The 25,790-nt window shown below is 56.9% G+C and carries 16 protein-coding genes and 1 pseudogene; 7 read left to right on the top strand and 10 right to left on the bottom strand.

The annotated features are described in order from the left end of the window. Window positions 1-67 precede the first annotated feature (67 nt). From rpe to ONB52_01920, 5 genes are all read right to left on the bottom strand, one after another. Window positions 68-733, bottom strand: coding sequence for a ribulose-phosphate 3-epimerase (rpe, locus tag ONB52_01940; GenBank protein ID MDZ7414900.1), 666 nt, complete (start codon window positions 731-733; stop codon window positions 68-70). Between the two features lie 97 nt (window positions 734-830). Further along, a complete protein-coding gene (locus tag ONB52_01935) occupies window positions 831-1,253 on the bottom strand; it encodes a CBS domain-containing protein (GenBank protein ID MDZ7414899.1) in 423 nt (140 codons plus the stop codon). A gap of 199 nt (window positions 1,254-1,452) precedes the next feature. After that, a complete protein-coding gene (locus tag ONB52_01930) occupies window positions 1,453-1,893 on the bottom strand; it encodes a CBS domain-containing protein (protein MDZ7414898.1) in 441 nt (146 codons plus the stop codon). Window positions 1,894-2,116: 223 nt separating this feature from the next. Next, window positions 2,117-3,091, bottom strand: a complete 975-nt coding sequence (locus ONB52_01925) for a phosphoribulokinase (GenBank protein MDZ7414897.1) — start codon at window positions 3,089-3,091, stop codon at window positions 2,117-2,119. A 122-nt stretch (window positions 3,092-3,213) separates the two neighbouring features. Further along, window positions 3,214-4,545 carry a form I ribulose bisphosphate carboxylase large subunit gene (locus ONB52_01920; protein MDZ7414896.1) on the bottom strand — a complete coding sequence of 444 codons (1,332 nt, stop codon included), beginning with the start codon at window positions 4,543-4,545 and terminating at the stop codon, window positions 3,214-3,216. Window positions 4,546-5,054: 509 nt separating this feature from the next. Here ONB52_01920 and ONB52_01915 point away from each other — a divergent pair. The 3 genes and pseudogenes from ONB52_01915 (at window position 5,055) to ONB52_01905 (ending at window position 8,872) form a co-directional block, all read left to right on the top strand. After that, window positions 5,055-5,606, top strand: a pseudogene (locus ONB52_01915) (Plug domain-containing protein). Window positions 5,607-5,955: 349 nt separating this feature from the next. Next, window positions 5,956-7,002: a TonB-dependent receptor gene (locus ONB52_01910; protein ID MDZ7414895.1), complete on the top strand. Its 1,047-nt coding sequence runs from the start codon at window positions 5,956-5,958 to the stop codon at window positions 7,000-7,002. Window positions 7,003-7,018: 16 nt separating this feature from the next. Next, on the top strand, window positions 7,019-8,872 hold the full coding sequence (locus tag ONB52_01905; GenBank protein ID MDZ7414894.1) for a tetratricopeptide repeat protein: 1,854 nt from the start codon (window positions 7,019-7,021) through the stop codon (window positions 8,870-8,872). A gap of 521 nt (window positions 8,873-9,393) precedes the next feature. Here ONB52_01905 and ONB52_01900 read toward each other — a convergent pair. The 5 genes from ONB52_01900 to ONB52_01880 all read right to left on the bottom strand — a co-directional run bounded on the left by ONB52_01900 (window position 9,394) and on the right by ONB52_01880 (window position 18,409). Next, window positions 9,394-10,794: a sigma 54-interacting transcriptional regulator gene (locus ONB52_01900; protein MDZ7414893.1), complete on the bottom strand. Its 1,401-nt coding sequence runs from the start codon at window positions 10,792-10,794 to the stop codon at window positions 9,394-9,396. 60 nt (window positions 10,795-10,854) lie between these two features. Next, window positions 10,855-12,693: a SulP family inorganic anion transporter gene (locus tag ONB52_01895; GenBank protein ID MDZ7414892.1), complete on the bottom strand. Its 1,839-nt coding sequence runs from the start codon at window positions 12,691-12,693 to the stop codon at window positions 10,855-10,857. A gap of 3 nt (window positions 12,694-12,696) precedes the next feature. Beyond that, complete coding sequence (locus ONB52_01890) at window positions 12,697-15,177, bottom strand: cytochrome c3 family protein (protein MDZ7414891.1); 2,481 nt, start codon at window positions 15,175-15,177, stop codon at window positions 12,697-12,699. A gap of 342 nt (window positions 15,178-15,519) precedes the next feature. Beyond that, entirely contained in the window at window positions 15,520-16,923 is a 1,404-nt protein-coding gene (locus ONB52_01885) for a sigma-54 dependent transcriptional regulator (GenBank protein ID MDZ7414890.1), read from the bottom strand. Then, window positions 16,889-18,409, bottom strand: coding sequence for an ATP-binding protein (locus tag ONB52_01880; protein MDZ7414889.1), 1,521 nt, complete (start codon window positions 18,407-18,409; stop codon window positions 16,889-16,891). Before ONB52_01880 ends, ONB52_01885 begins: the two co-directional genes overlap by 35 nt. Before the next feature lie 971 nt (window positions 18,410-19,380). On the opposite strand from ONB52_01880, the gene ONB52_01875 reads away from it, so the two are divergent. The 4 genes from ONB52_01875 to ONB52_01860 all read left to right on the top strand — a co-directional run bounded on the left by ONB52_01875 (window position 19,381) and on the right by ONB52_01860 (window position 25,760). Next, the gene (locus ONB52_01875; GenBank protein ID MDZ7414888.1) at window positions 19,381-20,655 is read left to right on the top strand and encodes an outer membrane protein transport protein; all 1,275 of its coding nucleotides are present in this window, start codon (window positions 19,381-19,383) and stop codon (window positions 20,653-20,655) included. A 313-nt stretch (window positions 20,656-20,968) separates the two neighbouring features. Then, window positions 20,969-21,985: a hypothetical protein gene (locus ONB52_01870; GenBank protein MDZ7414887.1), complete on the top strand. Its 1,017-nt coding sequence runs from the start codon at window positions 20,969-20,971 to the stop codon at window positions 21,983-21,985. 285 nt (window positions 21,986-22,270) lie between these two features. Then, window positions 22,271-23,899, top strand: a complete 1,629-nt coding sequence (gene nrfD / locus ONB52_01865) for a polysulfide reductase NrfD (protein MDZ7414886.1) — start codon at window positions 22,271-22,273, stop codon at window positions 23,897-23,899. A gap of 115 nt (window positions 23,900-24,014) precedes the next feature. Then, window positions 24,015-25,760 (top strand): multicopper oxidase domain-containing protein, encoded by a 1,746-nt coding sequence (locus ONB52_01860; protein MDZ7414885.1) that lies wholly within the window; start codon window positions 24,015-24,017, stop codon window positions 25,758-25,760. Window positions 25,761-25,790: the final 30 nt, after the last annotated feature.

Below are 25,790 nucleotides of genomic sequence, written 5' to 3'. Positions count from 1 at the left end.
ATGAAATTTTGTAGTAGTGCCTTTAGGCGCTAAAGTGGGACCTTGAAGGGTCTACGACGAAAGTTTACTACGAAAATATTGTTCTCATCCTCCTCACCGTCTCCGCCGGATTTGGGGTTTTAAAAATGCCCGAGCCGGAAACGAGAATCTCCGCGCCGGCTTCGACCACCTCCCGCGCATTTTCCAATTTGATGCCGCCATCGACTTCCACTGCGACGTGGGTGAGTTCACGCTGTTGCAACATGCGGCGCAGACGGCGGAGCTTGTCGAGCGCTGCCGGAATAAACTCCTGCCCGCCGAAGCCGGGATTGACCGACATGATGAGCACCAAATCCAAATCCGGCAAAATCTCCTCGATGGCAGCCAGCGGCGTGTGCGGATTGAGCGCGACCCCGGCTTTCATCTTTTTCGCTTTGATGGCTTGCAGCGTGCGGTGCAGGTGTACACATGCCTCGACTTGCACGGTGAAATAATCGGCGCCGGCCCTTGCAAAAGCGTCGATGAAAAAGTCGGGATTCGCAATCATCAAATGCACATCGAGCGGCAATCGTGTTACCGGCCTGAGCGCTTGCACGATGACCGGCCCGATGGTGAGATTGGGCACGAAATGCCCGTCCATGACATCGACATGAATCAAATCCGCGCCGCCGGCCTCGACGGTTTTCACCTCTTCGCCAAGCCGCGCAAAATCTGCCGAGAGAATGGACGGGGCGATTTTTATTTGACGTTGCATGTTGCTGGCTGCTGGTCGCTTGAAAATATTTCAACCGTTCCTGCGAGATTCAAATTCTCCCTTTCTCCCACCCTCCCCGTCTCCCGCTCACCCGCTCTCATTCCCGCCCCGTCACCTCGCCATTCTGCAGCGTGACGAAATCATCCTGGACATACGCGCGCAAAATGTCGCCGCGGGAGATGACGCCAACCAGTTTGCCGTTGCGCACCACCGGCAGGCGGATGAACCGGCGCTCGCGCATGATTTTGATTGCCTGTTCGACCTCGGCGTCCTCTTCGAGGCATACCGGCTCCCTGCTCATGATCTCCTCGGCCGTGGCGGAGCAGAAGCCGTATTCGTCGCGGTTCTGCAGAACTTTGAGAATGTCGAACTCGGTGACGATGCCGATGACACGCTGCTGTTCATCCACCACGGGCAGGCCGCTGAAAAAACCGGAGAGCATCTTTTTCGCCAGATCCTGACAGGTGGCATTGGGTGTCGCCGCCACGACACGCCGGCTCATGACTTCACCGACTTTCATGGGTGCTCCTTTTTGCTTATACCCTCTCATATTCTCATACTCATACTCATACTCATACTCATACTCTTGCTCTTGCTCTTACTCCTTCTCTTACTCTTTCTCATCGTACTCTTTTCGAAAAGCGTTCAAAGCGAGTACGAAAACGAATAGGAGCGGGAGTAAGAGCAGGGGCGTAATCGGGCAGTAAAGAAGGGCTTTTTCACAGCACGGTCGACGGCACAAAATGAATGTACTCATTCAGCAGACGGATTTCGGAGTCCTTCTGCTTCACGTCGTGCAGCAGCAAATCCCGCATGGAGACGATGCCGACGAGCTGATCGCCTGTGATGACCGGCAAGTGCCGGCAACCGGCGGCTTTCATTTTTTCCAGGCAGGCGGGATAGTCGTCGCTGGCGCTGGCAACGATGAGATTGCGTGTCATGACGTGGCCGACTTTGATGAGGGCCGGGTCTTTTTTCTGGGCGATGACACGTGTGAGCAGGTCGCGCTCACTGAAGATTCCAACCAGACGCCTTTCGGCGAGCACGGGTACGGCACCGATGTTCTTTTCGGCCATCAGTTCTGCCGCCTGCTGCACGCTCCAATCCGGCGTGACGACGTGAAGCACACGGCCTGTAATCAATTCACCGAGAGTGTGCATGGCGATCTCTGCAGATACACTTTCGCAGCAAGTAATTCGTAGTAAACCCTTCAGGGTCCCAAGCTATTATGGTGTGCGCCTGGCAGCGCAGGCATCCTGCCTGATTAGTTTGCCCCGCAAGCCGGGGAAATCTGCGCCAAGACTTTGGGTGTTTCCTTTTGAACAGGTGTTCTTCACGCACACCAGCGAGCGCCTGAAGGCGCCACGACAAATAAAGGCGCACCTATGAAATGTTCATGCGGCTGAGCGCGGCGACTGGCGGGGCGAAGGGCAATTGCACACGGTCGTTGTATTTGCGCAGCAGATGATAGGTCAGCAGCAATTGTGCGAGCGCCAGCGGGTGGCTGTGCCGCACTTCATTGCGATCCAGGTACTCGCCAAATTGGTCTTCGCCCACCGGCCGCAGGTCGGGCAAATGCTGCCAAATCGCATTTTCCAGCTCCTCGGCATGCGCGGGCGCCACATCGCCGTCGATTTCGAGAAAGTCCACCGGCCGGCTGTCATCACGGCCCAGCTCCAGGCGGATGCCCGAGCCCTTGCCGTTTTTATAAAGGTAGGTCAAATCCGGATGCGGAATCGTCGGTCGCAACACCAGCCGTGCGTTGAGATTGGGGCCGGCCGTCTCGGGCACCACGTCATTGGGCGGATAGAAGCGCACGACGATATCCGCATGCTCGCGCTGCGGCCGAATGTAAGCGGCGGAATCCGGTTCGCGCTTCTCCAGCTCGACCAGCACTTGTTCAACGGTGTAGCCACGCTTGGTGGTGTCACGCTTGATCTTCCAAACCTTGCGCAAATTTTCCGGCGGATCAAGAAAGACCTTTACATCGAAAAACTGCCGCAGGGTGGGCGTGAAAAATGCGAGCAGACCTTCGACGATCACAAACTCGCGCGGCTGCACGTATTCGGGGCGCACCAGCGTGCCAGTGGAATGATCGTACACCGGCTTGAGGATGGGCTGGCCGTAATGCAGGCGCTCCAAATGCAGCTCCATCACGTCGAGATAATTGCATTCGGGATGCAGCGCGGTGATGCCGATTTGCGCGCGCTCTTTGCGGTCATATTTGTGATAGTCGTCGGTACACACGTGGGTGACGCGCTCGGGGCCGAGAATTTTTGTCAACCCCCGCGTGATGGTCGTCTTGCCCGAGGCGCTGTCGCCGACGATGCCCAGGATGATGGGGCGTTGCCTGTTCATGACGATTCTCGATTTTTATGGATTGTTGGCGCGATGGAATCTTGGATTGAAGGAGCATTCATTATCCCCCATTGCCCGCAATGCCGCGGGCCATGACGCTGTCAGTCCGGCGATGCACCAATTCATTCTGAGATTTCGAACTTGGTGTTCGCCCACAATTCCATCGCCTCACGCAGCTCTTTGCAACCTTTGGCTGCTTCTTCGAGCGTTTTGCCGGAGGCAATCGCTTCGACGGCGACACGGTTCGCCGTGGCGCCGGCGCGGCTGCCGCGCGGATGGCCGTGCGTGCCGCCGCCAAACAGAAAGAATGCATCATTGCCATAAATTTCATAAAGCGCCGGAATGTGATGCACATGAATACCCCCGGAAGCAACCGGCCAGACAGTTTTAAGGCCCGCCCAGTCCTGCTCGAAATAAAGCGTTTCGCCTTTCGGCGTAACCCGCTCGCGCAGAAGATTGCAAACGTCCTTGGTTTCGGAGCGCGAGCCTTCCAGCTTGCCGACCACCGTGCCGGTGTGCACGTGATCGCCGCCGGTCAGGCGCAGCCATTTGGCGATGACGCGAAAATGGATGCCGTGATTTTTCGGACGCGTGAACACCGCGTGCATGGCGCGATGACAGTGCATGATGAGCCGCAGCTCACCGGCGCGCTTGACAATGTCGGCAGTCGCGGCAAATCCGGCGGTGATGAAATCGAACATGAACATGCGGCTGCCTTGCGCGGCAATGAACTCCAGCCGCCGCAAGCTTTCCTCGGTCGAGCCGGCGGTGACATTGAACCAGTGGCCTTTGACTTCGCCGCTGTCGGCCTCGGCTTTTTTCACCGCTTCCATGCCATAGCAAAAACGATCGCGCCAGCGATTGAACGGCTGGCTGTTCATGTTTTCATCATCTTTCGTTGTGTCCAGTCCGCCAACGAGACAATCGTAGATAATCTGGGAATAATCTTTTGCCGAAAGCCCAAGCTTCGGCTTGACTGTGCCGCCGAGCAGCGGACGATTCCACTTGTTGGCAATAACGCGCTCGTCGTAAATGCCAAAATTCGGCCCTGGAAAAGTTTTGACCAGCGCCGTCGGAATGCGCATATCCTCCAGCCGCAGCGCCGCCACCGCCTTGAAGCCGAACACATTGCCGACAATCGAGGACATGATATTGACCACCGAGTTTTCTTCGAACAAATCCATCGGGTAGGCGATGTAGGCGATGTCGTTTTGAATGGCATAGACTTTGGCTTTGTAGAAATCGATATTGGTGAGCTGATTCGACCAGACTTCCGTCCACGTGCCGGTGGAGGATTCCGCGGCCACCGCGGCCGAGGCTTCAATCATGTCGACGCCGGATTTCGGCGTGATGCGAAAGGCACACAACAAATCGGTGTCGAGCGGCTTGTAGTCCGGCGCATAGTATGTCTCGGCATACGGCCGGACGCCGGCTTGATATTTTTTCTCGGCCATCGGCGCTCCTTTTGGCAATGACTTCAGGGATTTTTGGATCAAGTCGCGCGGGGATCTTGTCTGCAAGCAGGGAGGCTTGCGCTGCCATTTTCACCCGCGAAGTCTGTGCCATGTTTTGCGGACGGCGCGACCACGGCCTGTAGCTCATGAAATTTCCAAAACTACCGCACGCTGCAGGCGCTTCGGAGGTGAAATCATCTATTCGGATATGCGACTGTGCTGACGCAGAGTATCAAGCCCGGTGACCGTTCAATGTTTTGCAGAAGGTTTTCTTTGGCCTTCAAATGCAGGAAATTGTGGCGGAGAGAGAAACTCATGGTGTGACATTTGTGTCGCGATACAATGCGACACTAATATCGCAGTGTGTTTGTGTGCCAGGAACTTCTTTAAAGAAGCAGGGCGGATGTACGCATCATCGATGATGCGTGCCTATTTTTATTACGGACACGAGGGGGCCTGCCACATAACTCCGCAATACACACTTGAGGGCTGTTATGAAAAACGCAAAAATGTCTTCACGCTGCTTTCCGCTGTTCCTTCTGCCCATCAGTCTGGCGAGTCTGATCTTCCAACCCGCCCATGCTTTTGTTGCAGAGTCATTCCCGCTCGTGTGTTCAGGCTCCGGCGGCGCGGCGCAAGACACTTCCATAAGCGCACAGGAATTTTCCTTCGGCGCGGTCGAAGTGCTCTCAGCCACGCGCACTTTGCAAAATATCCTGCAGGCGCCTTCCGCGATTTCGGTGTTGCAGAAGGAAGCCGTTCAGCAATATGGCCAGGCCAATCTCGCAGATCTGTTCCGCATGCTGCCGGGCATCGATGTTTTTGCCACCCACCGCGGCAATCTCAACGTGAACCCCCGCGGTTACAACCGGCTGTACTCCAACCGCACCCTGGTGCTGATTGACAACCGCATCGTTTACACCACGTTTTTCGGCACGGTGTTTTGGAATACTTTTCCTCTCGGCCTGCAGGATATCGAAAACATCGAGGTGCTGCGCGGCCCCTCCGGCTCGCTTTATGGGGCCAACGCGGTGAGCGGTGTCATCAATATCACCACGAAACGGCCGCAGTTCTGGCCGGGCGTGCACGTGCGCACCCTGTTGGGCACGGAAAAAAACACCCATCTCGCCGAGATCAGTTATGCCGGCACCTCCGATCCGTGGGGTTATGCAGTGAGCGCCAGCGGTGTGAATCTAACCGACATCCGTGACGGCGAACGCCTGTCCTTGCAAAGCCGGCGTGGTCGTGCCTATTTGGAAAGATCCTTTGGCACCACCGGCCTGGTCTCCTTCGAGCTGGGCACCGGCAGTGCCACCGATGATGAATTTCTGCCCTGGGGCCCCTTCGCCATGCCGGTGCGCTCGACACCGCAACTCACCTAATTACAAGGCCAGTCTCCAGGCCGGCACTTTGAGGCTGCAAAGTTATCTCAACCTGATCGACTTCAACGCTGATGGCATCGGCGTGCCTTTTCACGTGGATATCGCAAACTCCTTGTGGCATAATTCCCTGGAATATTCCCGTCCACTCGGTGCGCGCCAGACGTTCGTCCTCGGTGTGGAATTTCGGCGTGACGCCTTTACAGGCAATGTCACCCGCAACCAAAGAAAGCGCCTCGATCAGTATTCGCTTTATCTGCAGGATGCGATCGCGCTCTTGCCGAAAGTGACGATCACGCTCGGCGGCCGCATCGATCACAAGCCGCGCACGACCACGGAAATCCCCCTGCGCGCCGCCCTGGTGTTTTCCCCGAGTGCAACGCAGAGCTTTCGCTTGACTGCAGCACAGGGCTTTCGTTCGCCTTCGCTGGTGGAATATTTTGTCGTCTCGCAGTTTGGACCGGCACAGGTGCTGGGCAGTACGGCGCTGAAACCGGAGAGGGCCGCGGCGCTGGAAGCCGGCTATCGCGGACTGTGGGGCAATGAAAAAATCCTGCTGGGCCTCGATTTTTTTCTCGAAGCGCTTTCCGGTTTCATCTTTTTCGACCAGCGCGATCTCACCACCATCTCCTTTGTCAACGGCGGCAAATCCACCAACACCGGTGGCGAAGCGGAAGTGGGATTGTTGCTGCCGCACGCCTGGCGCGTGCAAGCGACGTACGCGTATGAGAAAATTTCCGATCAAAGCTCGTATTTGGGATTCGAAAATTCCGTGCCGCGCAGCAGGGCGGCTTTCGGTGTGCATCGCAATCCTTCGGCCGGCATTTTTTTCAACCTCTGGGCATACACCTCCGGAAAGACGACGTGGCCGTTCTCGTATGTGAGCCTGCCGCCCGTTCCACTGCAAGTCCGGATGCCCTCCTATTTCCTGGTCAATACTTATGCGGGATATGCTTTCAGCCCAAAAGTTCGGGCGGGGATTTCGATTTTGAATCTCACCAACACTCAACGCGCGCAATTTCCTTTTGGCGAAAAACAACCGCGCACGCTTTGGGGCGGCCTGGAAGCTTCATTTTAACCAGGGAGAATGAGCCATGAAAACCATACACAACTTTGCGGGAGGGCCCGCGTTGGCGCTGCTGCTCGGGCCCTGGTGCGAAGTGGTGGCGCAATCGAAAATTGCCGAGGCCACCAACTGGTTCAATCTCGCTGTGCAGGAAAAAGAACCGGCGAGGAAAATTGCCGCCTATCAAAAAGCCATCAGTCTGGATCCCAATTTTGTCGAGGCACTTTACAATCTCGGGGTGCTGTACAAACAGCAGAGCGATCATCAAAACGCCGGGCAATACCTCGGCAAAGCTCTCACGGCCAGGCCGGAGCGCCTGAAAGCGGAATTGAAGCTGCAAATTTTGTATGAACTGGCCGTCACCCAAAAAAAGCTGGGCAAAGCCGGCGAGGCCGAGCAGAATTTCCGTGCCGCCAGGGCGCTGGCGCCTGCGAACGAGGTGCGCGCTGCTGTTGTCCTGGAAATCAGCCGTCTGCTGATCGAGCAGGGCCGCCACGGTGAAGCGGCGGCCGAGCTGAAAACCGCGCTAAATCTCGAACCGCGATCCTCCAAACGCCAAAGCGAAATGCAAAAACTTCTCCAGCTTGCTGAGGAGGAGATCGAGCGGCAGCGTCTCTACGCCGCGGTGGAAAACGCGAAAGCGGGTGGCAACCTGCAGGAAGCAAAACGATTGCTGGAACAGATCAAGGCGAAGAAGCCGGAAGACAAAACGATTGATGCCCTGCTGACAGCAGTGGAAAGCGCGCAGCAAGCAGCAACGCAGGAGAAAACTTGGGCGGCGATGCGGGAGCAGGCACAGAGGCACGCGGCCGCGGGCAATTGGGAGCTGGCGATTGCTGTCTACGAAACGATGCTGCAACAGAACCCCGCTGACCAAGATGCTCGCGCCGGACTTGCAACCGCGCACCGGCGCTTGCAGCAGAAGCAGCAGGAAGACCGGTTGGAGAGCGAGTATGCCGCCGGTCTCGCCGCATTGAAAGCCCGTGATTGGACGCGCGCCATCCTGGCCTTTGAAAAAGTATCGGAGCTGGATCACAACTTCCGCGAGGTGCGCAAACATCTGGCCGAAGCGCAAAGCGGCCTGGATCGCGAAAGCAGCGAGACGATCGTGGCGCGTTATTATGCCGAAGGCGTCACCGCCATGAATCGCAATGATCTTGGCGCAGCCCTGGCCGCGTTGGAAAAAGTGCGTCGGATCAATCCGAGTTATCGCGAAACCACCGCGCTGCTGGCCGAGATCGAAAGCGCGCTGCACATCAAGGATCCGGTGCCGGCGACTGCCATGCTGGATTCGTTGTACCGCGTGGCCGAAGTTGCCTTTGAACGTCAGGATTGGACGCAGGCAATAGTCGCATTGGAAAAAATACGGATGGTGCAACCCGATTATCGCGACGTGGTTGATCGCCTGGCACAAACTCGGGTGCAACGGACTTTGGCGCAAGAAAGCGGGGGTGCGAAAAACGTGGCAGTTGTCGAAGTTTCATCAGATAAAAATCGCGGCCTCTACATTGGCACGCTCCTTGTCTTGTTGACCGCGTTTGCAGCGGTGGTGATCTCGCCCACGATGCGGGCCCGGTTTTATCTGTTACGGGGCAATTACGCTGCAGCGGCGCAGCTTTACGAGAAGCTTTTGACACGCCATCCCAACCGGGTCAAACTCTATGCAGCCCTGGCGAATGTCTATTTACTTATGGGCCGTACCGACGACAAAGCGTTGCGGGTTTTCAAGGCAGTGCTGCAGTTGAATCTCGCCGTTAAAAATCATGATGCGATCAGCGCCATCGTCGCACAAAACTATTTGACTCAAGGCCGGATTGATTCCGATGCCATCGCCGTGCTGGAAGACGCCTTGAAAGCCGAGCAGCGCCGCCACAAAGCGTGAGCGGGAGAATGGGAGACGGAGTGCAACACCCGGCTTTTCATCGCATCACTCTTGCGCAATCCCGTCTCCCTCCCGCAGGCCGGTCCCGGCACAGCGGCAATAGTTCCACCGCTGAAAAAAAGGCCGTCCGGCAAGCGAGAAAAAGAGTCATGAAGCCCTGCAGAAAGCAACCGGCCCTGGCGGACGCTGCCATGCCGGGTCAAGCTCTGCACACCGGGTCTGCCCCTCGAACGAGGTTTTAAACTTCCTGCAGCCGGGCTGTGCGGATCTGCATCCCGACTTCCTGATGAAAAATTTGCCGGGAGATCAAGCGGGCGGGAAACTATCAGGCTGGTGTGCAAAAAATGGCGTCTCCACCCCACCTGCTTTGCAAGTGCCGGACGCCCTCCGGTGAAAGGGCATGCCGGGGGAAGGCCGTCTCTAATCATGCCCCCTGATCCTTACCAGCGTTTTCGCCTCCCTGTGCTGCCGACCGTGCAGTCCTCCCAACTACCCGGGGCCGTGACTCGGAATTAATTTTTTCATTTGAACGCCTGCGGCACAATTTTGTGCCTGGCCATCAGGCGCTGAAAAGTGCGCCGCGGCACTTTGGCGGCTCTGGCGGCGGCCGAGACGTTGCCGCCGCTCTCGGCGAGATAGCGAGAGATCGCTTGATGTTCGAATTTCCCGATCATCATTGCTTTGAGCGCCATCAAACCATCGCGGAGCGCAGGCGACTCCAGCGCGTTCATCACACCTTGGGGCTGCAGGGTCAACGGCAAATGCGCGAGGTCGATTGCATCGCTGTTGGTGAGCACCACGGCGCGCTCGATCACGTTTTCCAGCTCGCGCAGATTGCCCGGCCAATCGTAATCCACCAGGGCCGACAGTGCCGCCGGCATAATTTTGCTGACACGCTTGTTGACTTTGGCCTGTGCGGATTTCAAAAAATGGGAGGCGAGCAAAGGCAGGTCTTCCTTGCGCTCGCGCAGCGGCGGCAAATGGATCGTGAAGGCATTCAACCGATAAAAAAGATCGGCGCGAAATTCTCCCTTTTCAATCGCCTCTTCCAAATTGCGGTTGGTCGCGGCAATGATGCGCACCTGCACTTTTTTGCTCTTCACCCCGCCCACCGCGCGAATCTCTCCGGATTGCAAAAAGCGCAGGAGCTTGGCTTGCATCTCGACCGGCATGTCGCCGATCTCATCGAGAAACACTGTGCCGTTGTCCGCCATCTCCAACAGGCCGAGACGGTCGGAAGTGGCGCCGGTGAAGGCGCCCTTCTTGTAGCCGAACAATTCACTCTCGATCAACGTGGGGCTGAACGCGGTGCAATTGACCGTGACCAGCGGCTTCTCGCGCCACGGGCTGCTTTGGTGAATCATGCGGGCGACGATTTCTTTGCCGGTGCCGCTTTCCCCGCGAATCAGCACCGTTGTGGGAGTTGGCGCGACACGAGCAATCAGGTTCGCCACCTCGAGCATTTTTTCGGTCTTGCCAATCACGAACTCGCCGGCGGCATGCCGCTCCAGCTCGCGCCGCATCAGGTTGTAACGATCTTCGAGAATTTCTTTTTTCTTGAACTCATCCAACAGCGTCCAGATGAACAGCGCGCCCAGGCCGCCGATCAGCTCGGTCTGCTCGGGTTTCTCGCGGATCAGCTCGCGCTGCAGGGCACAACTGCCGGTGACGTTGATCACCAGGTCCAAATCCTCCTCATAAATGAACTGGCGATAATCCGTGCTGGTGGGCAGGCCAAACTGCTGCGCCATCAACATGCCCGGCGCGTTGGGATTGAGATCGACCACGCCGGCGATGGTGACGGTGGGATCGCGGTGGAAGAGCCGCAACAGCATGCTGCCGGCGCGCCCGGCGCCAATGAGCAAAACCTTCGCACCGAATTTCAGGCCGTCATCCGGGACTGTAGCATCTTTTTCAGCCATTTGTCATGAGGAAAATGGATTTCGCAGCCGCACCCGCAGAAGCAGACCCTGAGGAGTCAATTACGAAACAGCGGACTGGAGCGCCTCGTCGCGATTCGACATCATGGCGGCGCCGTCATCGGTGCGATCGTAAAACAACCGCAGGCGATATTCCGCGCCAGCTTTTTTATTGACGTGCGCCAGCGCGCGCACCAGGGCCTCGCGGGTGGATTTCAAAAGCGTGACATCCGAGAAAAAAATATTCTCGCGCCCGATGATGCGGTCGAGTCCGGAGCGGCGAAAGACGCGCTCAACTTCGCCGGTGGCGCCGGAGATGAGCAGCAGCTTGCCCTGCTTTTTCAGCTCTTGGTGCATTTGCATCAGGCCGAGAATGCCGGTGGCATCCAAACAGCAGGCACGCTTCATGCGGAGAATGAGCACCACCAGCTCCGGGCGCCGGACGATCCTGGCAATTTGCTCCTGCAGGATTTCCGCCGCGCCGAAGAACACATCGCCTTCGACGTGGACAATCGAAATTTCCGGAATCGGGCGTTGCTGAGGGTCTTTGAGTTCTTGAAAGCCCTCGCTCTCGTCGTAGATCAATTCGCTCAAGCGCGGCGTTTGTACCTTGCGCAGGAACAAAATGAGCGACACACCGACGCCGATGTAGATGGCAATGTCCAGGGGATAAATCAGCGCCGCGGCAAAAGTGGCGAACATGGCGGCGGCATCGGCGCGCGTGGCGCGTATCGCGATTTTGGCATGCTGCCAGTTCACCATGTTGACCGCAATCATCACCAGCATGCCGGCCAGCGCCGCCACCGGAATGTAACGGACGAGCGGACTGAAAATGAGGACGATAACGGCCAGGAAAATTCCGGCTGAAATGTTGGCGAGTTTGGTCACCGCACCGGAGCGAAAGCTCAACATGCTGCGGGTGAGCGAGCCGGAAACCGGCATGCCGCTGCAGAACGCCACGCTGATTTTCGCCAAACCCTGCCCGATCAGCTCACGATCGGCATCGATCTGATCGCCCGAAAAGGCCGCCACCGCCTTGGCCGCAGAAACGGCCTCCGCCACGCCGATCAACATCAGCGCCAAAGCTCCGTGCGCGAGAGTTGGCAAAAGATTCAAATCGAGCAGCGGCAAGCTCACAGGCGGCAGCGAGGCGGGAATCGTGCCCACCACGCGCACGCCCTTTTCTTCCAGTTTCAAAATAGCAACCACTGCGGCGGCGGCAAGAATCGCGAGAAGATAAGAGGGCAGCAACGGCGCACCCATTGCGGACTTGGGGCTGACCTTGTTGAGCAGCAGCGCGATCAGCACCGTGCCGGCGCCGAGCGCAAGCGCTTCCCAACGCACCTGGTCGCGGTGGGAAAAAACGTGTTCGAGTCCCTCAATGATGGAAATGCTGCTGTGGCCGGCAAAGCCCAGCAGCCCGGGCAACTGATTGACGGCGATCAAAAGCCCGGCCGCCGCGATGAAACCCACCAGCACGGAGCGGGAAATGAATTGCGTCAAGTTGCCCAGGCGCAGCACACCCGCACCGAGTTGAAACAAACCGGCGAGCAGGGTGACCAGCAACATCACGCCGAAGAAGTCGGGATGATTCGTATAGGCTGTCAGCGCGCTCGCCAGAACGATCGCGCTGGCATTGGTGGGTCCGGTTTGCAGATGCCGGGAGGAGCCGAAGAGCGTGCCGGCAATCGTGCCGATTATGAAAGCATAAAGCCCGTGCTTCGGCTCCAGCCCGGCCAGCAGCGCATATGCCATCGACTGCGGCAGCGCGAACAAGGCCATGGTCAAGCCGGCAAACAGGTCCGGCCGAAGTTTGCCGGCATTGAAATTTTTGCCTCGACCTTCCCGGATAAATTTTTTTAAGGAAAGTCGGGGCAAAATTTGAGCGGGAGAATTCTGCATATGTCAACGTGCCGCATTGGCGGCCAGGGGCGTGCCTCCACTTCCTCCCTTGTCTCTGGCTGTCGCATGCATGAACGCGACCGCCAGATCATAATCTTCGCCGAGTTTTTTGCCGTCGTACTCCATGTCCTGCACGAAAACCGGCACACCATTTTTGTTCACCTCCGCATGGCAGGAGGCACAGACCAGGGGCCCATGGCTGCCATCGGGATTGAGTGACGCCGCCTGGCGATAGGTCGTGACATCGACATAGGGCGTGACCGGATAAAGTCCGTGGATGGACTGGTGGCAAGCCTGACAGGCCAGTCCGCCATGGCCCTTGGTGTAACGCATGGAAGAGTATTTGCCCGGCTGGTTGATCGGAAAAGCAGCGCCACCCTGCCCTTCAACAAACGGCGCCGCATGACAATCGGCGCAATGCGGCACCCCAACCGACAGCCAGTAATCCCGGCCATGAGTGGCCGCGTCATATGGCGCGGCAAAGCCGCCGCGATCGGCATATGCCGCGGCATTATTCGGATTGGCATCGAGCAGTGAGACATTCACGTCGCCGTCGGCATCCTTTGCAACCACCGGCTTTCCGCCTTGCGTGGCAATCACGGCGATGTTGCCCGTGGTGCGTCCGGCGCTTGCCGGTTTCCACGCTGCCAGGGTGAGCCCGGTGTCTTCGCCCTTGTCATTGAGCACGACTTTGGGATCGAGACCGGCGGTCAGCTCCTCCACGCTCATGCCCAGCTTCTGCGCGATTGCTTCCAGCGATTCCTCTCTGATCGTCTCGTTGGAATCGGGGGTGAAGGCGTTGCCGGCCGCAAGCTGATCATGCTTGTACAACTCGCGTGAAATCTGATTGTGGCAGTTGGTGCACCACAAGCCTTTCACCCTGCCGTTTTGGTCGCGGGCGACATTGGCTTGCAGCCACTTGCCGATGGCATTGAGGTGTTCCGGCGTGCCGGCACCGTCGGCATCCTTGTTGGGATTGGAATGCACATCCCGCCCGACGAAACAGCCGCCGGCGGCATCACGATTGTCGTTGCCGAGCGCTCCCGGCTCGCCGCTGTAGGCATTCCGACCGTCGCTGGTAATGGGATAGCCGGTGAGATTGCGATCCTGCCGATGCGCCGGATGGCATCCCTGACAGGCGCCCGTGCGGCCTTGACCATCAGCAAGCGGGCGGAGCTTTTGATGATTGTTGTGAATGGCCTCTGTCAATGGTGAGATGACGTGACCATCCGGCGGCACGTTGGGATTGGCGGGATCGAGAAAGTCGACCGGCGTATCATCCGGCAGACCCAAATCCGCATGCGAGGCATCCTGCACCATGACGACCTTGTTCTTGTGAACAACCCTGGCGCTGTTCAACACGCCGACCACATTGTCGGCATGGCATTTCTGGCAAATCACGGCATCCCGGCCCAGGCGGTTTGCCGAGGCGGTGGGATCGTATTTGGCGGTGAACTGGGTGCCGTGTTTTTTGTCGTGCAGCGCGAGAATGCTGATCGCCGTCGCTTTCAAGTCGGCATACCATGCGGTCGCGCCGGAGGATTTCCAATATTCGCGCTCCTGGTTGACCTTTTCCCAAATCTCCGGATGCTTCTGGTTGGCGTTCTCCGTCGCATGACAATTGTTGCAATTCGGCTGGTCAATCGGCTCGGTACCGGTGAAACTGACTTCGCGGCCTTTGCTGTCAAAGATCGGCTTGTCGGTCTCCGCGTCCACCAGCGTGACGCGCGCCACTTGATACGGCTGGATTTCCTTTTCCGTGACGCTTTTGAGGTCCTTGCCGCCGCGCTCGGAATCCAGAAAAGCGGTCAACGGCAGACCGAGCGCTTCCCAAATGCCCGGATTGGTCAGGACGATCGGCACGTTGTCCAACACCGGTGATTTGGTAAACACGACCGTTCCCTTTGCCGTCGAGTTTTTCAGATAGCCGCTCATGCCCTGCCCGGAAGGTCCGGCATTCAGCGGCACTTGCAGTTTCGCACCGCCCACCGCGAGCTTTTTGCCGTCCTCCGAAGTGCCGTCGGGATTGCTGCCTTCGAGATCTTTGTAGACGTAGAGGTGATTCCAATAGGCATTGGCGACCACCTCACCGGGCTCGCTGGCATTGCCGTCGCGGTCAATGTCATATTTGGCGTTCCAATAAACCATTTTACTGCCTTCGGAGAAGGTGTTGTCGTCGAAGGAGTATTTCAGGCGGTAACGCTTGCCGGTCGCCTTGTCCACCAGCACCGTGGGGTCGTTGGGGTCATAGCCATCCATGAGCTGGGGCTGCTGATCACCTTTGCCGACTTTCACGACCTGTGCCTGAATGCTGTTATAGGGCGGCAGCACACAACAATATTCAAAGTCAAAGCCGGTGCAGTGCATGCCCAATTCGTAGTTGACCATGATGACAAAGTCCTCTTCGCCGCGGGGTGTTTGCTTGCCGCAACTCATCATCATGCCAACCGTGACAAGGAAGAAAAACAGCCGGAAAAGCTTCATGCTTCCCTCCTCTGCCTGGTGATGGTATTGGTTTAATTTGGGCTGGACAACAATGAAACCAAGGCAATTAGAATGCCGCGAACGCCATAGTTGGCACCCCCGCACAAGCACTTGAAGAATCTTGGTGATGGGGCAGAATAAGAAGCGGTGCAGGAAACACCAACGGAAGATTTATGGCGAAGATTTTAAAAAGTGGCTCTTGCGCCATAAAAACTCAACAGCCAGAAGCCCCTTTCTGCGGCCTTGTTTTTACCCTGTCATGGTTTACCTGTGGTCGTGACGGCCCCCTTTCTTCGCCTGCGATCGCGATATTTTTCCACCCATGGTTTGCTGCGAGCCCGGTTAAACGGATTCTTTGAAATCCCACTTGCTCAGGCCGTGGCGTTTCATTTTCTCGAAAAAATTTTTGTAATCCAATTCCGCCTCGCGCGCCGCGTTGGTGATGTTGCCTTTGTGCTTGTCCAACAGGCGGGAGATATACTCGCGCTCGAAGCGATCCAGCAAATCCTGCTTGGCGGTGCGGAACGGCATGTTCTCGTAGATGAAAAAATGGAAGCTGCCCTGCTCGCCCGGCAGCAGGCAGCGCGCGATGGTTTCCCTGGTAAGGGTCTCGCTTTTTTCGAGAATCACACCGCGCTCGATGACGTTTTCCAGCTCGCGTACGTTGCCCGGCCAGCGCTGCTGCGCCAGCAGTTGAATCGCCGCCGGCTCGATGTTGTTGAGCGTTTTGTTGAAGCGGCTGGCGTACATCTGCAGAAAATGAAAAGCCAGCAGCGGCAGGTCTTCCAGGCGGTCGCGCAAGGGTGGGACGGTAATCAGCACGACGTTGAGGCGATAAAACAAATCTTCGCGAAAGGTGTTTTGCTGAATGGCCTTGCGCAGGTCCTTGTTGGTGGCGGAGATGACGCGCACGTCGACGCGCACAGTGTCGTTGCCGCCGATGCGCTCGAACGCGCGCTCCTGCAAAACCCGCAGCAATTTCGCCTGCGTGGCGAGGGCAATGTCGCCGATTTCGTCGAGAAAAATCGTGCCGCCATCCGCTTGTTCGAAGCGGCCAATGCGGGTTTTCAAGGCACCGGTGAACGCGCCTTTCTCGTGGCCAAACAGCTCGCTCTCCAGCAGCGTTTCGGGCAGCGCGGCGCAGCTCACACCGACAAATGGTTTTTCCTGGCGGCCGCTGTTGTAATGAATGGCCTTGGCTATCAGCTCCTTGCCGGTGCCGGTTTCGCCTTGAATGAGCACGGTGGCGTCGGTTCCAGCCACGTCGGTGACCAGATCATAAATGCGCTGCATCGCCGCGGATTTGCCGACGAGATTGCTGAAACTGTAACGCGCGGCGACCTCCTGGCGCAGGCGCTCGACCTCTCTTTTGAGCTGCGACTGTTCCAGCGTCTTTCGCAGCACCAGCATCAGCTCGTCGTAGTTGATCGGCTTGGAAAGATAATTCGCCGCGCCGAGCTGCATGGCCTTGACCGCGTGTTCGATCGAGCCATACGCCGTGATGATGATCACCGGCACCTCGAGGCCGGTGGCGCGCATTTTTTCGAGCAGCGTGATGCCGTCGAGGTTGGGCATCATGTAATCCGCAATAACGACATCGAAGGGCTGGCTGGTGAGCTGGGCCAATCCCGCCTGGCCGTCGGCAGCCAGACACACGGCGTAACCCTCGCGTCGCAGATTGGCCTCCATCACTTTGAGCGTCGCGGGCTCATCATCGATAACCAAAATGGTGGGTTTCAGTTTCATACACTTTCAATCGCGTTGGAAATGTCAACACCGCGCGCGTGCCGCCGCCAGGATTGGATTCCAGCCGCACTTTGCCCTGATGGCTTTCCATGATTTTCCGCACGATGAACAGCCCCAGGCCGGTGCCCCGCAATTTGGTGGTGAAAAACGGCTTGAAAAATTCCTCGGGGTCGCGATTGCCGAGGCCGGGGCCATCGTCCGCGATCACGACTTCAATCTCTTCCGCGAGATCGCCGCTGTCGAGCACCGGCCGGTACGCGCACACGTGCAGGTGTCCGCCCGTTGGCAGCGCCTGAATCGCATTGGTCAACAGATTCACCACCGCGCGTTCCGCCTGCGCCGGATCGAGCGGAAACCTCGGCAGACCGGCTTCAATTTCTTTCTGCAAATGAATGTGCTTTTTCTTCAACAGCCGGTCGACTTGCGCCAGCGCCTGCTCGATCACCGGCGTAATCGTGCCCTGCTGAAATTCGATGACCAGCGGCTTGGCAAAATCGAGCAGGTTCGCCGTCACTTTGGAGACGCGCTGCACCTGTTCCTCGATGAGCTTCAAATACGAGCACAAATTTTCGTCGTGGCATTCGCCTTTGAGATAATGCACGGCGCCGCGAATGGCGTTGAGCGGATTGCGGACTTCGTGCGCGACAATCGCGGCCATGTTGCCGATCTCGGCCAAACGTTGCGTGCGTTCCAAATTCTCCTGCATTTTGACGGCCTGCGTCACGTCCTTGACGTATTCAATCACTTGATCGATCTCTCCTTTTTCATTGTACAGTGGAAAATCATAAATCTCCAGCATGCGGTCTTCCTGTCCGCCAAAAGCGGGCTTGGTGCAAAAAGTCGAAGCCCGGCCGCCCAGTTGAAACACGGTGTCGGCGCGGCAGAAAGAGCAGCGCTGCGGCATGCCCTGACACATCGCGAAGCAGTGCTCGCCGCGCACCTGGGCGAGGGATTTTCCCATGAGTTTTTCGATCACCGGGTTGACGTGCACGATGCGGAAATGGCGGTCGACGATCATCACGCCGTCGGGCAGGCCGTCAAAAATCGCCTGCAGGCGGCGGTGGCTTTGCGCGAGTTTTTCCGAATATTCCTCGGCTTTTTCTTTGGCGTGCTGCAATGCTTCGATGGTATGGCGCAGGTCGCGCACCATCTGGCCGAAGCCGGCGATGAGCTGATTCATCTCGTCGTTGGAATCGCGCAGCGCGCTGGCGTCGATTTCGACATCGAGGTTGCCGCGGCGCACCTCCTCGACTTTTGCGGTGAGCGAGAGCACCGGCTGCACCATCAGGCGGGTAATGAACAGAATGCCGGAAACGCCGATGGCGATGTAGAAGAACGTGACGCCGAGCAGATACAGCGCGGCACGGCCGGGGTCGATTTGCAAAAGCCCGTAAACCACCGCGCTGCCGAGAATGGTCACCAAAATGACCCCGGCAATGGTGGTGATCAGAAACTTGCGTTTGAGGCCGGCGTTCTTGAGCAGCATGAGATCGGTTGAATGACGAATGCGAACCCTTCTGGCTGGCGTGAGGGGGAAAATTGGTGTTACCCGCATGCCATTCCCACGCCAGATTATTGATTGGATGCCCAATATAACCCGTGCCGGAGTAATTTGCAAATACCGGCCTGGCCCTGTCCCCCCCCGCGAAAAGCGGGGATCGCAATCGTTGGGACTGCAATCACTGCATTGTGACTCACGTACACGAACTTCGAAAAAGAAAACTTTGGTTTTGCCAGAGGATGCCAAAACTTCACACTCCCAAGCGCCCGGCCGGTTTCTTCATCTCTGGACAGAAAATAAAAAAGCCTGCGAACATTCCCATCCCGTCTGGACGCCGATGGCCAAAAAGGCGGGCACGTGAAAATCCAAGAAACTCGCAGCAAGGGCCAGCCCGTTTCAGAAACAGTGACTGAAAAGCCGGCAACTTCAAACAGGCACCCACCCACCAAATGCTCACGTTTTTTATTCTGCATATCTAACAGGCAGCACGAGTCCATGGATAGACAATAACCATACCGAAAAATTCAGGCCATTTTGTTTTGCCTTCACCTTGGTTAGCATCACAAAGGTTTATCTTGAAACCAATCTGCCGCTTCCTCGGATGTCACAATGGGCCATTTATGGCAGTCATGTTTTTTTCTGGCGGCAATACCAGAAATCTTTTTTCCTGCATGGTGTTTGAAAGTTTTTGATTTGTAATTTTTAACGGCTTATGAACCAGCGATTCTGGCGGAAGCCTCGGCATCCGATTTGCGAATTGCCATTTGCATTGCATCACGGACGAGTCGCAGCCCGCAAAACAGCATATAAAAAATGTCCACGGGATCCACTGATCGTTTTCCCATCCGCCGGCAACTTGAAACATTCCGAAAATCGATCGTGGTTGTTCCAGCCAACCCCAATCCCAAACGCATGCCGAGCAACTTCATCATGTCAAGCAAGTGAGGAGGAGAAAAATGAAAAAGACAAGATGCGGCAGCTCCGAAGGTTTTTGGAGGTTTGCACTCGTTCTATGCTGTCTTGCCGGTTTTGCCGGGAATACAGCCCATGCCACCAACGGCTATTTCTCGCACGGCTACGGCATCAAATACAAGAGTCTTGCCGGCGCAGGCGTTGCCTTACGGCTCGGCCCGTTGGGACCGGCAACCAACCCCGCCACGCTCGCATTTGGCAAAAAACATTATGACGTGAGTCTCTCCTTCTTCAATCCCAAACGCCAATACACCGTGACGGGCGCTCCGTCCTTTCAACCTGGCACGTTCGGCCTGGCGCCCGGCACGGTTAAAAGCGGCTCGACATTGTTCGTCATTCCTTCGCTGGCGGCAAATTGGAGCTTGAACGACAACACCGCACTCGGGATTTCGATCTACGGCAACGGCGGCATGAACACCAACTATGATCATCCGACCTTTGGTTTCAAGCCTACCGGCGTGGATTTGTCGCAGTTGTTCATCGCGCCCACCCTGGCATTGAAAGCCGGCGCCAAACACTCCTTCGGTCTCACGCCCATTCTCTCCTATCAACGCTTCGAAGCGAATGGTTTGTCGGCATTCGGCCCGTTTTCCAGCGCTGCGGACAAGCTCTCCAACCAGGCCCACAGCAACTCCCTCGGCTTTGGCGCCAGAATCGGCTATTTGGGGGAATGGATGGATTTTCTCTCCGTGGGCGCCTCGTATCAAACCAAAGTGATGATGAGCGAGTTTGATGATTATGCCGGCTTGTTTGCCGAGCAGGGTGATTTCGATATTCCAGCGAACTGGACCGTGGGTGTCGCGCTGGGCTTCGAGCAAATGGGACTGGTTTTCGATGTCCAACAGATGCTCTACAGCGGCATCAAATCGGTCAGCAATCCGATGCTGCCCAACCTCCAACAAGCTCGACTGGGCGACGACAAGGGCGCCGGCTTCGGCTGGAAGGACATGACGGTGTTCAAAGGCGGAGTATACTTTCAAACCAGCGGCGGCTGGACGTGGCGCGCCGGCTACTCTTTTGGCAAGCAGCCCATTCCGGAAAGCGAAGTGCTGTTCAATATTCTTGCGCCCGGCGTCATCGAACAGCATCTCACCGCCGGCTTCAGTAAAACGGTCGCCGGTGACAAAGAGATTAGCATCGCGATCATGCGCGCCCTCTCCAACAGCGTCAGCGGCGGCAACCCGCTCGACTTCCCCGGCCGGCAAACCATCGAGCTGAAAATGGATCAATGGGAGTTTGGCGTCGGGTTTTCGTTTTAAAGCGTTTTACAGTTTTCATCGTAGGGCCTTTAGGCACACACTCTGGTGGTCTGCCATAAAAAATTCAGGCACAGTGATGGTGAAGCACAGCGGAGCGCGGCAACCGGTCAGCAATGCCGGCGCTGGCGCTCCGTTTTCATTATTTCGCAGCCACGCTCTGCAGGGCCCGCCCCAGGGAAGTCTACTACAAAATTACCACGAGAATGCCGTCGCGCAGGCTGCCAGCCTGCCTGGAGACAAGTTGTCTGCGCTGCATTTTCAATCGTGATGGGTGTGCTAAGGCACACGGTAAATTACACGGGAGTGAAGCGTGATGAGCAAAAATCCTCTCGCCAGCCTTGCGGTATTCTCGCTGTTCGCCCTTCTTGCCCTCCATCCCGCTCACGCACAAAACGGCAAAAAAGAATACGGCGTTTATCAATACGTCGTGCAATCGGCGCCGGGTACGTTCGCAGACATATCCGCTGCGCTTGAAAATGCTGCCCGCGCCGCCGGCTGGCGTCTGCTCGCGAAAGTCGACGCCGGAGTGCCGGAGAATTGCCCCTATAAAGTGCGCGTGTTCGTGCTTTATGATTCGGCCTATGGCTGGCAGATCATGCAGGCCAATCGCCAGACCGGTCCGTTTGCCGTGGTCGATCGTGTCAATCTTTTCGAAGATGAAAACGGCATTCACATCGCAGTGGTCAATCCGCATTCGATCAACCGCACGGTTTTGATGGACGATCAAAAATACGAGGCGATGACGGCAACGCATCTGCAAGTCTTGCGCAACATGATTGGCGGCGCGGTGCAGGGAAAGGCGAGTGATAAACAATACGGCCAGATGCGGGCGGAAGGCTACATCGGCAAAACCATGGGCGTCATGGCCGGCGGCAGGTTCGACGGCAAGCTGGTTGAACAAGCCAAGGTTCCCGGCGGCAATTGGAAAGAGGTTGCCGCGAAAGTCCGGCAAGGCCTGAGTCAAAAAGGCAAGCTGTGGGGCATGCATTTGATTTATGAATTGGAACTGCCGGAATATGAAACCGTGGTGTTCGGCACCACCGGCACACCGATGGATGGCAAATCATTCAGCATCGTCGGCGCGGGTGCTGATGAAACGCGCGACAAGCTGCAATGCCCCGGTCTCGCGCACGCCGCGGCCTATCCCATCGAAATCGTCGTCGCCAAAGAGGGTGACGTCGTCAAGGTGCGGCTGGTGGAGGTGATGTTTCGCATGAAAATGTATTTCGAGGACGCCGGCAAATGGGCGTTCATGAAGAACGTGCGCATGCCCGGCTCGATACAGGATGAGCTGGCCGCCCAGATCAAAATGGGACTGAACGCCAGGTGAACCTGCAGCCTCTGACGGGGCAAAGCGATGCAGCAATTTTTACAAAGCAAAGGCGCATGTCAAACCGCCGCGACGCAAAGACACGCGCAGGCCGCACCCGCCGGAATTTCTTTGCGCTGCCTTTGCAGACCGGCGGTGGGGCGTGATCTTTTGCTTTTTGGCGGAAATTTCACTATGTAAAGCTGTCCAGTTTGTCGTGCCGGAAAACGCAATTTGACCCGCACCCGCTGTTTACTTTCAGCCGGTATTCATCGCTCACGTTTTCAAATCTGCCGCGAGGAAGGAATGAACTTTGGCTTCATCATCGACAACCGCAAATGCATCGGCTGCCATGCCTGCACCGTTGCCTGCAAGGCCGAGCACGACGTCGCCATCGGCGTCAATCGCACCTGGGTCAAGTACATCGAGAAGGGCGAGTTCCCGCACACGCGGCGCCTGTTCTCCGTCATGCGCTGCAACCATTGCGAGGACGCGCCCTGCGTCAACATTTGTCCGGTGACGGCGCTCTTCAAACGCGATGACGGCATCGTGGATTTCGACAATCGCCGCTGCATCGGCTGCAAGGGCTGCATGCAAGCCTGTCCCTACGACGCGCTTTACATCGATCCCAACACCCATACCGCGGCAAAGTGCAACTATTGCGCCCACCGCATTGACATCGGCCTGGAGCCGGCCTGCGTCAACGTTTGTCCGGAGCATGCCATCATTTCCGGCGACCTGGATGATCCCTTCTCGGAAATTTCGCAACTGTTGGCACGCGAGCAGGTGACCGCACGCAAAATTGAAAAAGGCACACGGCCAAAACTTTTCTACATCGAAGGCGATGAAGCCGCGCTCAAACCGATTGTGACCGCGTCCACGAGCCAATACTTGTGGAGCGCGCAGGCGACCGGTGTCGGCCATTTTGCTCATTATGCCGAAGCGCGCAGGAGTCAGGCTGATCCGGCGGAGATGGCGCGGCACCTGGCCGGGGAAAACGGCGGTGATGGCATTCTCATCCCCGCCGGCGGCGATCAACAAAAGATGCAGCAAAAAGCACAGGATGTCATTCGCGTAAAGGCGCGGCGGGTTTATGATGCACCCGGCAAGGGCGTGCTGTGGGGCTGGGAGGTTTCCGCTTATGTTTGGACGAAAGCGGTTGCCAGCGGCGCGTGGCTCGTGCCGTTTCTCGCTCTTTTTGTAGTAGATCCTTCAGAGTCGAAGCAATGGCTCGGCCTCGCTCTCGGCTTGATCTTTCTCACATTGACCGGTGCCTTGCTTGTGAAAGACTTGGATCAGCCGGCGCGATTTGCCTACGTGCTGCTGCGTCCGCAATGGGGTTCATGGCTCGTGCGTGGAGGGTACATTATCACGATTTACGGCGGTTTGCTCACGTTATGGGGCCTGGCGAAATATTTTGGCTGGAGCGGCATTCAAGCTTTCACATTATGGGGCAGCGCGATTTTTGCCATACTCACGGCGGTGTATACCGCCTTCCTCTTCGCACAAGCCAAAGGCCGGGATTTTTGGCAAAGCCCGACGTTGCCGCTGCACATGCTCGTGCATGCCTTCATGGCCGGCGCCGCCGTGTTTGGTCTCCTCGCGTCATTTTCGCCGGCCGCCACGGACTGGCGCGACTATCTGCGCTTTGTTTTGTACGGCAGCCTCGCCTTCAACCTCGTTGTGATCACAGTTGAATTGCTGACGACGCATCCCACCGAGGATGCGAAAGCCACGGTGAAGATGATTGTCTCCGGACGGTTCAGCAAGCTCTTCTGGCTGGGAACGATCATCCTCGGCAATATCGCGCCGCTGCTGTTGCTGTGGTCCGGGGCGCCGCCGCTCCTCGGGCTTGCCGGCGTGCTCGTGCTGATTGGGATTTATATCACCGAGCACCTTTGGGTGCGCGCGCCGCAGTTGATTCCGTTGAGTTAGAGAGATTTTAGTAGGCCTTTCGTGGTCTCACCTTCAGGGGCAGACCCGGAAAGGGTCTGCTACGAAAGTCCATTGATTTATCCTCACACACTACAACCTTGACAAGGATATTACCATGCACAGGAGAGAAGCGCTACAAAAAATGCTGGGTGTGATTCCCGGCGTCATCGCTATTCGCAGTGGCTTGCTCGGCGAATTGTTTACGCGAGCGGCTTCACCTTCAACCCCGCCAATCGGCAGCGCGCTGCGCATACCGCCAACGATTTCCGGCGGCACAATGACTTTGGCGCAAAGCAACGTGACGGTGTGGCCCAACACCACCACGCAGGTCATCGCGATCAACGGCTCGTATCCCGGCCCGACCGTTCGCATTCAAAAGGGGCAAACGCTCACCGTGGAATTTCGCAACCAATTGAATCAGCCTTCCAATATTCACTGGCACGGGCTGATCGTTCCGGACAAGATGGACGGCCATCCCAAAGACGCGATTGCGCCCGGCGGCTCGTATACCTATACTTTTCCCGTCATCAACAGAGCCGGCACTTACTTTTATCATGCCCATCCGCATGAGCAAACGGCGATGCAGGTTTACAAGGGCTTCGCGGGATTTTTTATCATCGAGGATCCCGACGAAGCGCAGCTCGGTCTTCCTTCTGGAAATTACGACATTCCTCTGGTCATTCAAGATCGGCGCGCTGCGACTCAGCCGCAGTTTGCTTATAACCCCAACATGATGGAGGTGATGGACGGATATCTCGGCGACGTCGTGTTGGTCAACGGCACGCCCGGCGCTTATCTCGAAGTCTCGCGCACGCTTTATCGCTTTCGTCTCTTGAACGGCTCAAACGCCAGAGTTTATCGCCTCGCATTTTCCGACAATCGTAACTTTCATGTGATTGGCACTGATGGCGGCTTGATCGATACCCCGGTGCAAGTCACCGAGAGCCTTTTGGCCCCCGGCGAGCGGTTGGATATTCTCGTCGATTTCTCGCCTGATCAAATTGGGCAAAGCGTTTATCTGAAATCCTTGCCCTTTGCGGCCGGCGGCGTGGGGACGACGTATCGGCAGGGCATCGAAATGAATTTGCTGCGCTTCGACGTTGCACGCGCGGAATCCTCCGGCGGGAAAATTCCTTCGAGCCTTGCGCCCATCGCTTATTATCACCCGAATGACGCGGTTCGCACGCGAACGTTTACATTGACCATGCAGATGGCGATGAACGGCATGCATCGCATCAATGGCAAAGTGTTCGAGATGAATCGCATCGATGAAACCGTGCCGCTGCACGAATTGGAAAAATGGCAAATCGTCAACACCACGGATGAATTTCATCCGATGCACATTCACGGCCTTCAATTCCAGGTTGTGGATCGCAGCGGCCCTCAAAATCTTTCGCCGGTTGATAAAGGCTGGAAAGACACGGTACTCATCCATCCGAATGAAACCGTGAATGTGCTCGTGCGGTTTGATGCTTACGCCGGAATCTACTTGCTGCACTGCCACAATTTGGAGCACGAAGACGACGGCATGATGCTAAATTTGCAAGTAGCCCAAACGACGGGGGTGAAAGAAGACGCGCCTATCCCGCAGAATTACGGCATGCTGCATCAAAATCATCCGAATCCGTTTACGCACGCCACCACGATTCGCTATGAAATCGCCGCGCCGCAACCGGCGGCGGTTGATTTGAAAGTTTATGATGCACTCGGCAGAGAAGTCGCCACGCTCGTGCGGCAGCGCCAAGCTGCAGGCCACTACGAAATTCCATTTCAAGGGAATCGACTTCCGGCGGGAGTGTATTTTGTCAAGCTGCGAGTTGACGGTTCGGTGTATTCGAGAGCAATCCAATTGGTCAAATGATATTTCTTCGTCGCGCCTTCAGGCGCAAAC

Source organism: candidate division KSB1 bacterium (assembly GCA_034506255.1).
GTDB lineage: Bacteria > Zhuqueibacterota > Zhuqueibacteria > Zhuqueibacterales > Zhuqueibacteraceae > Coneutiohabitans > Coneutiohabitans thermophilus.
This window is presented reverse-complemented; position numbering and strand designations above follow the sequence as displayed.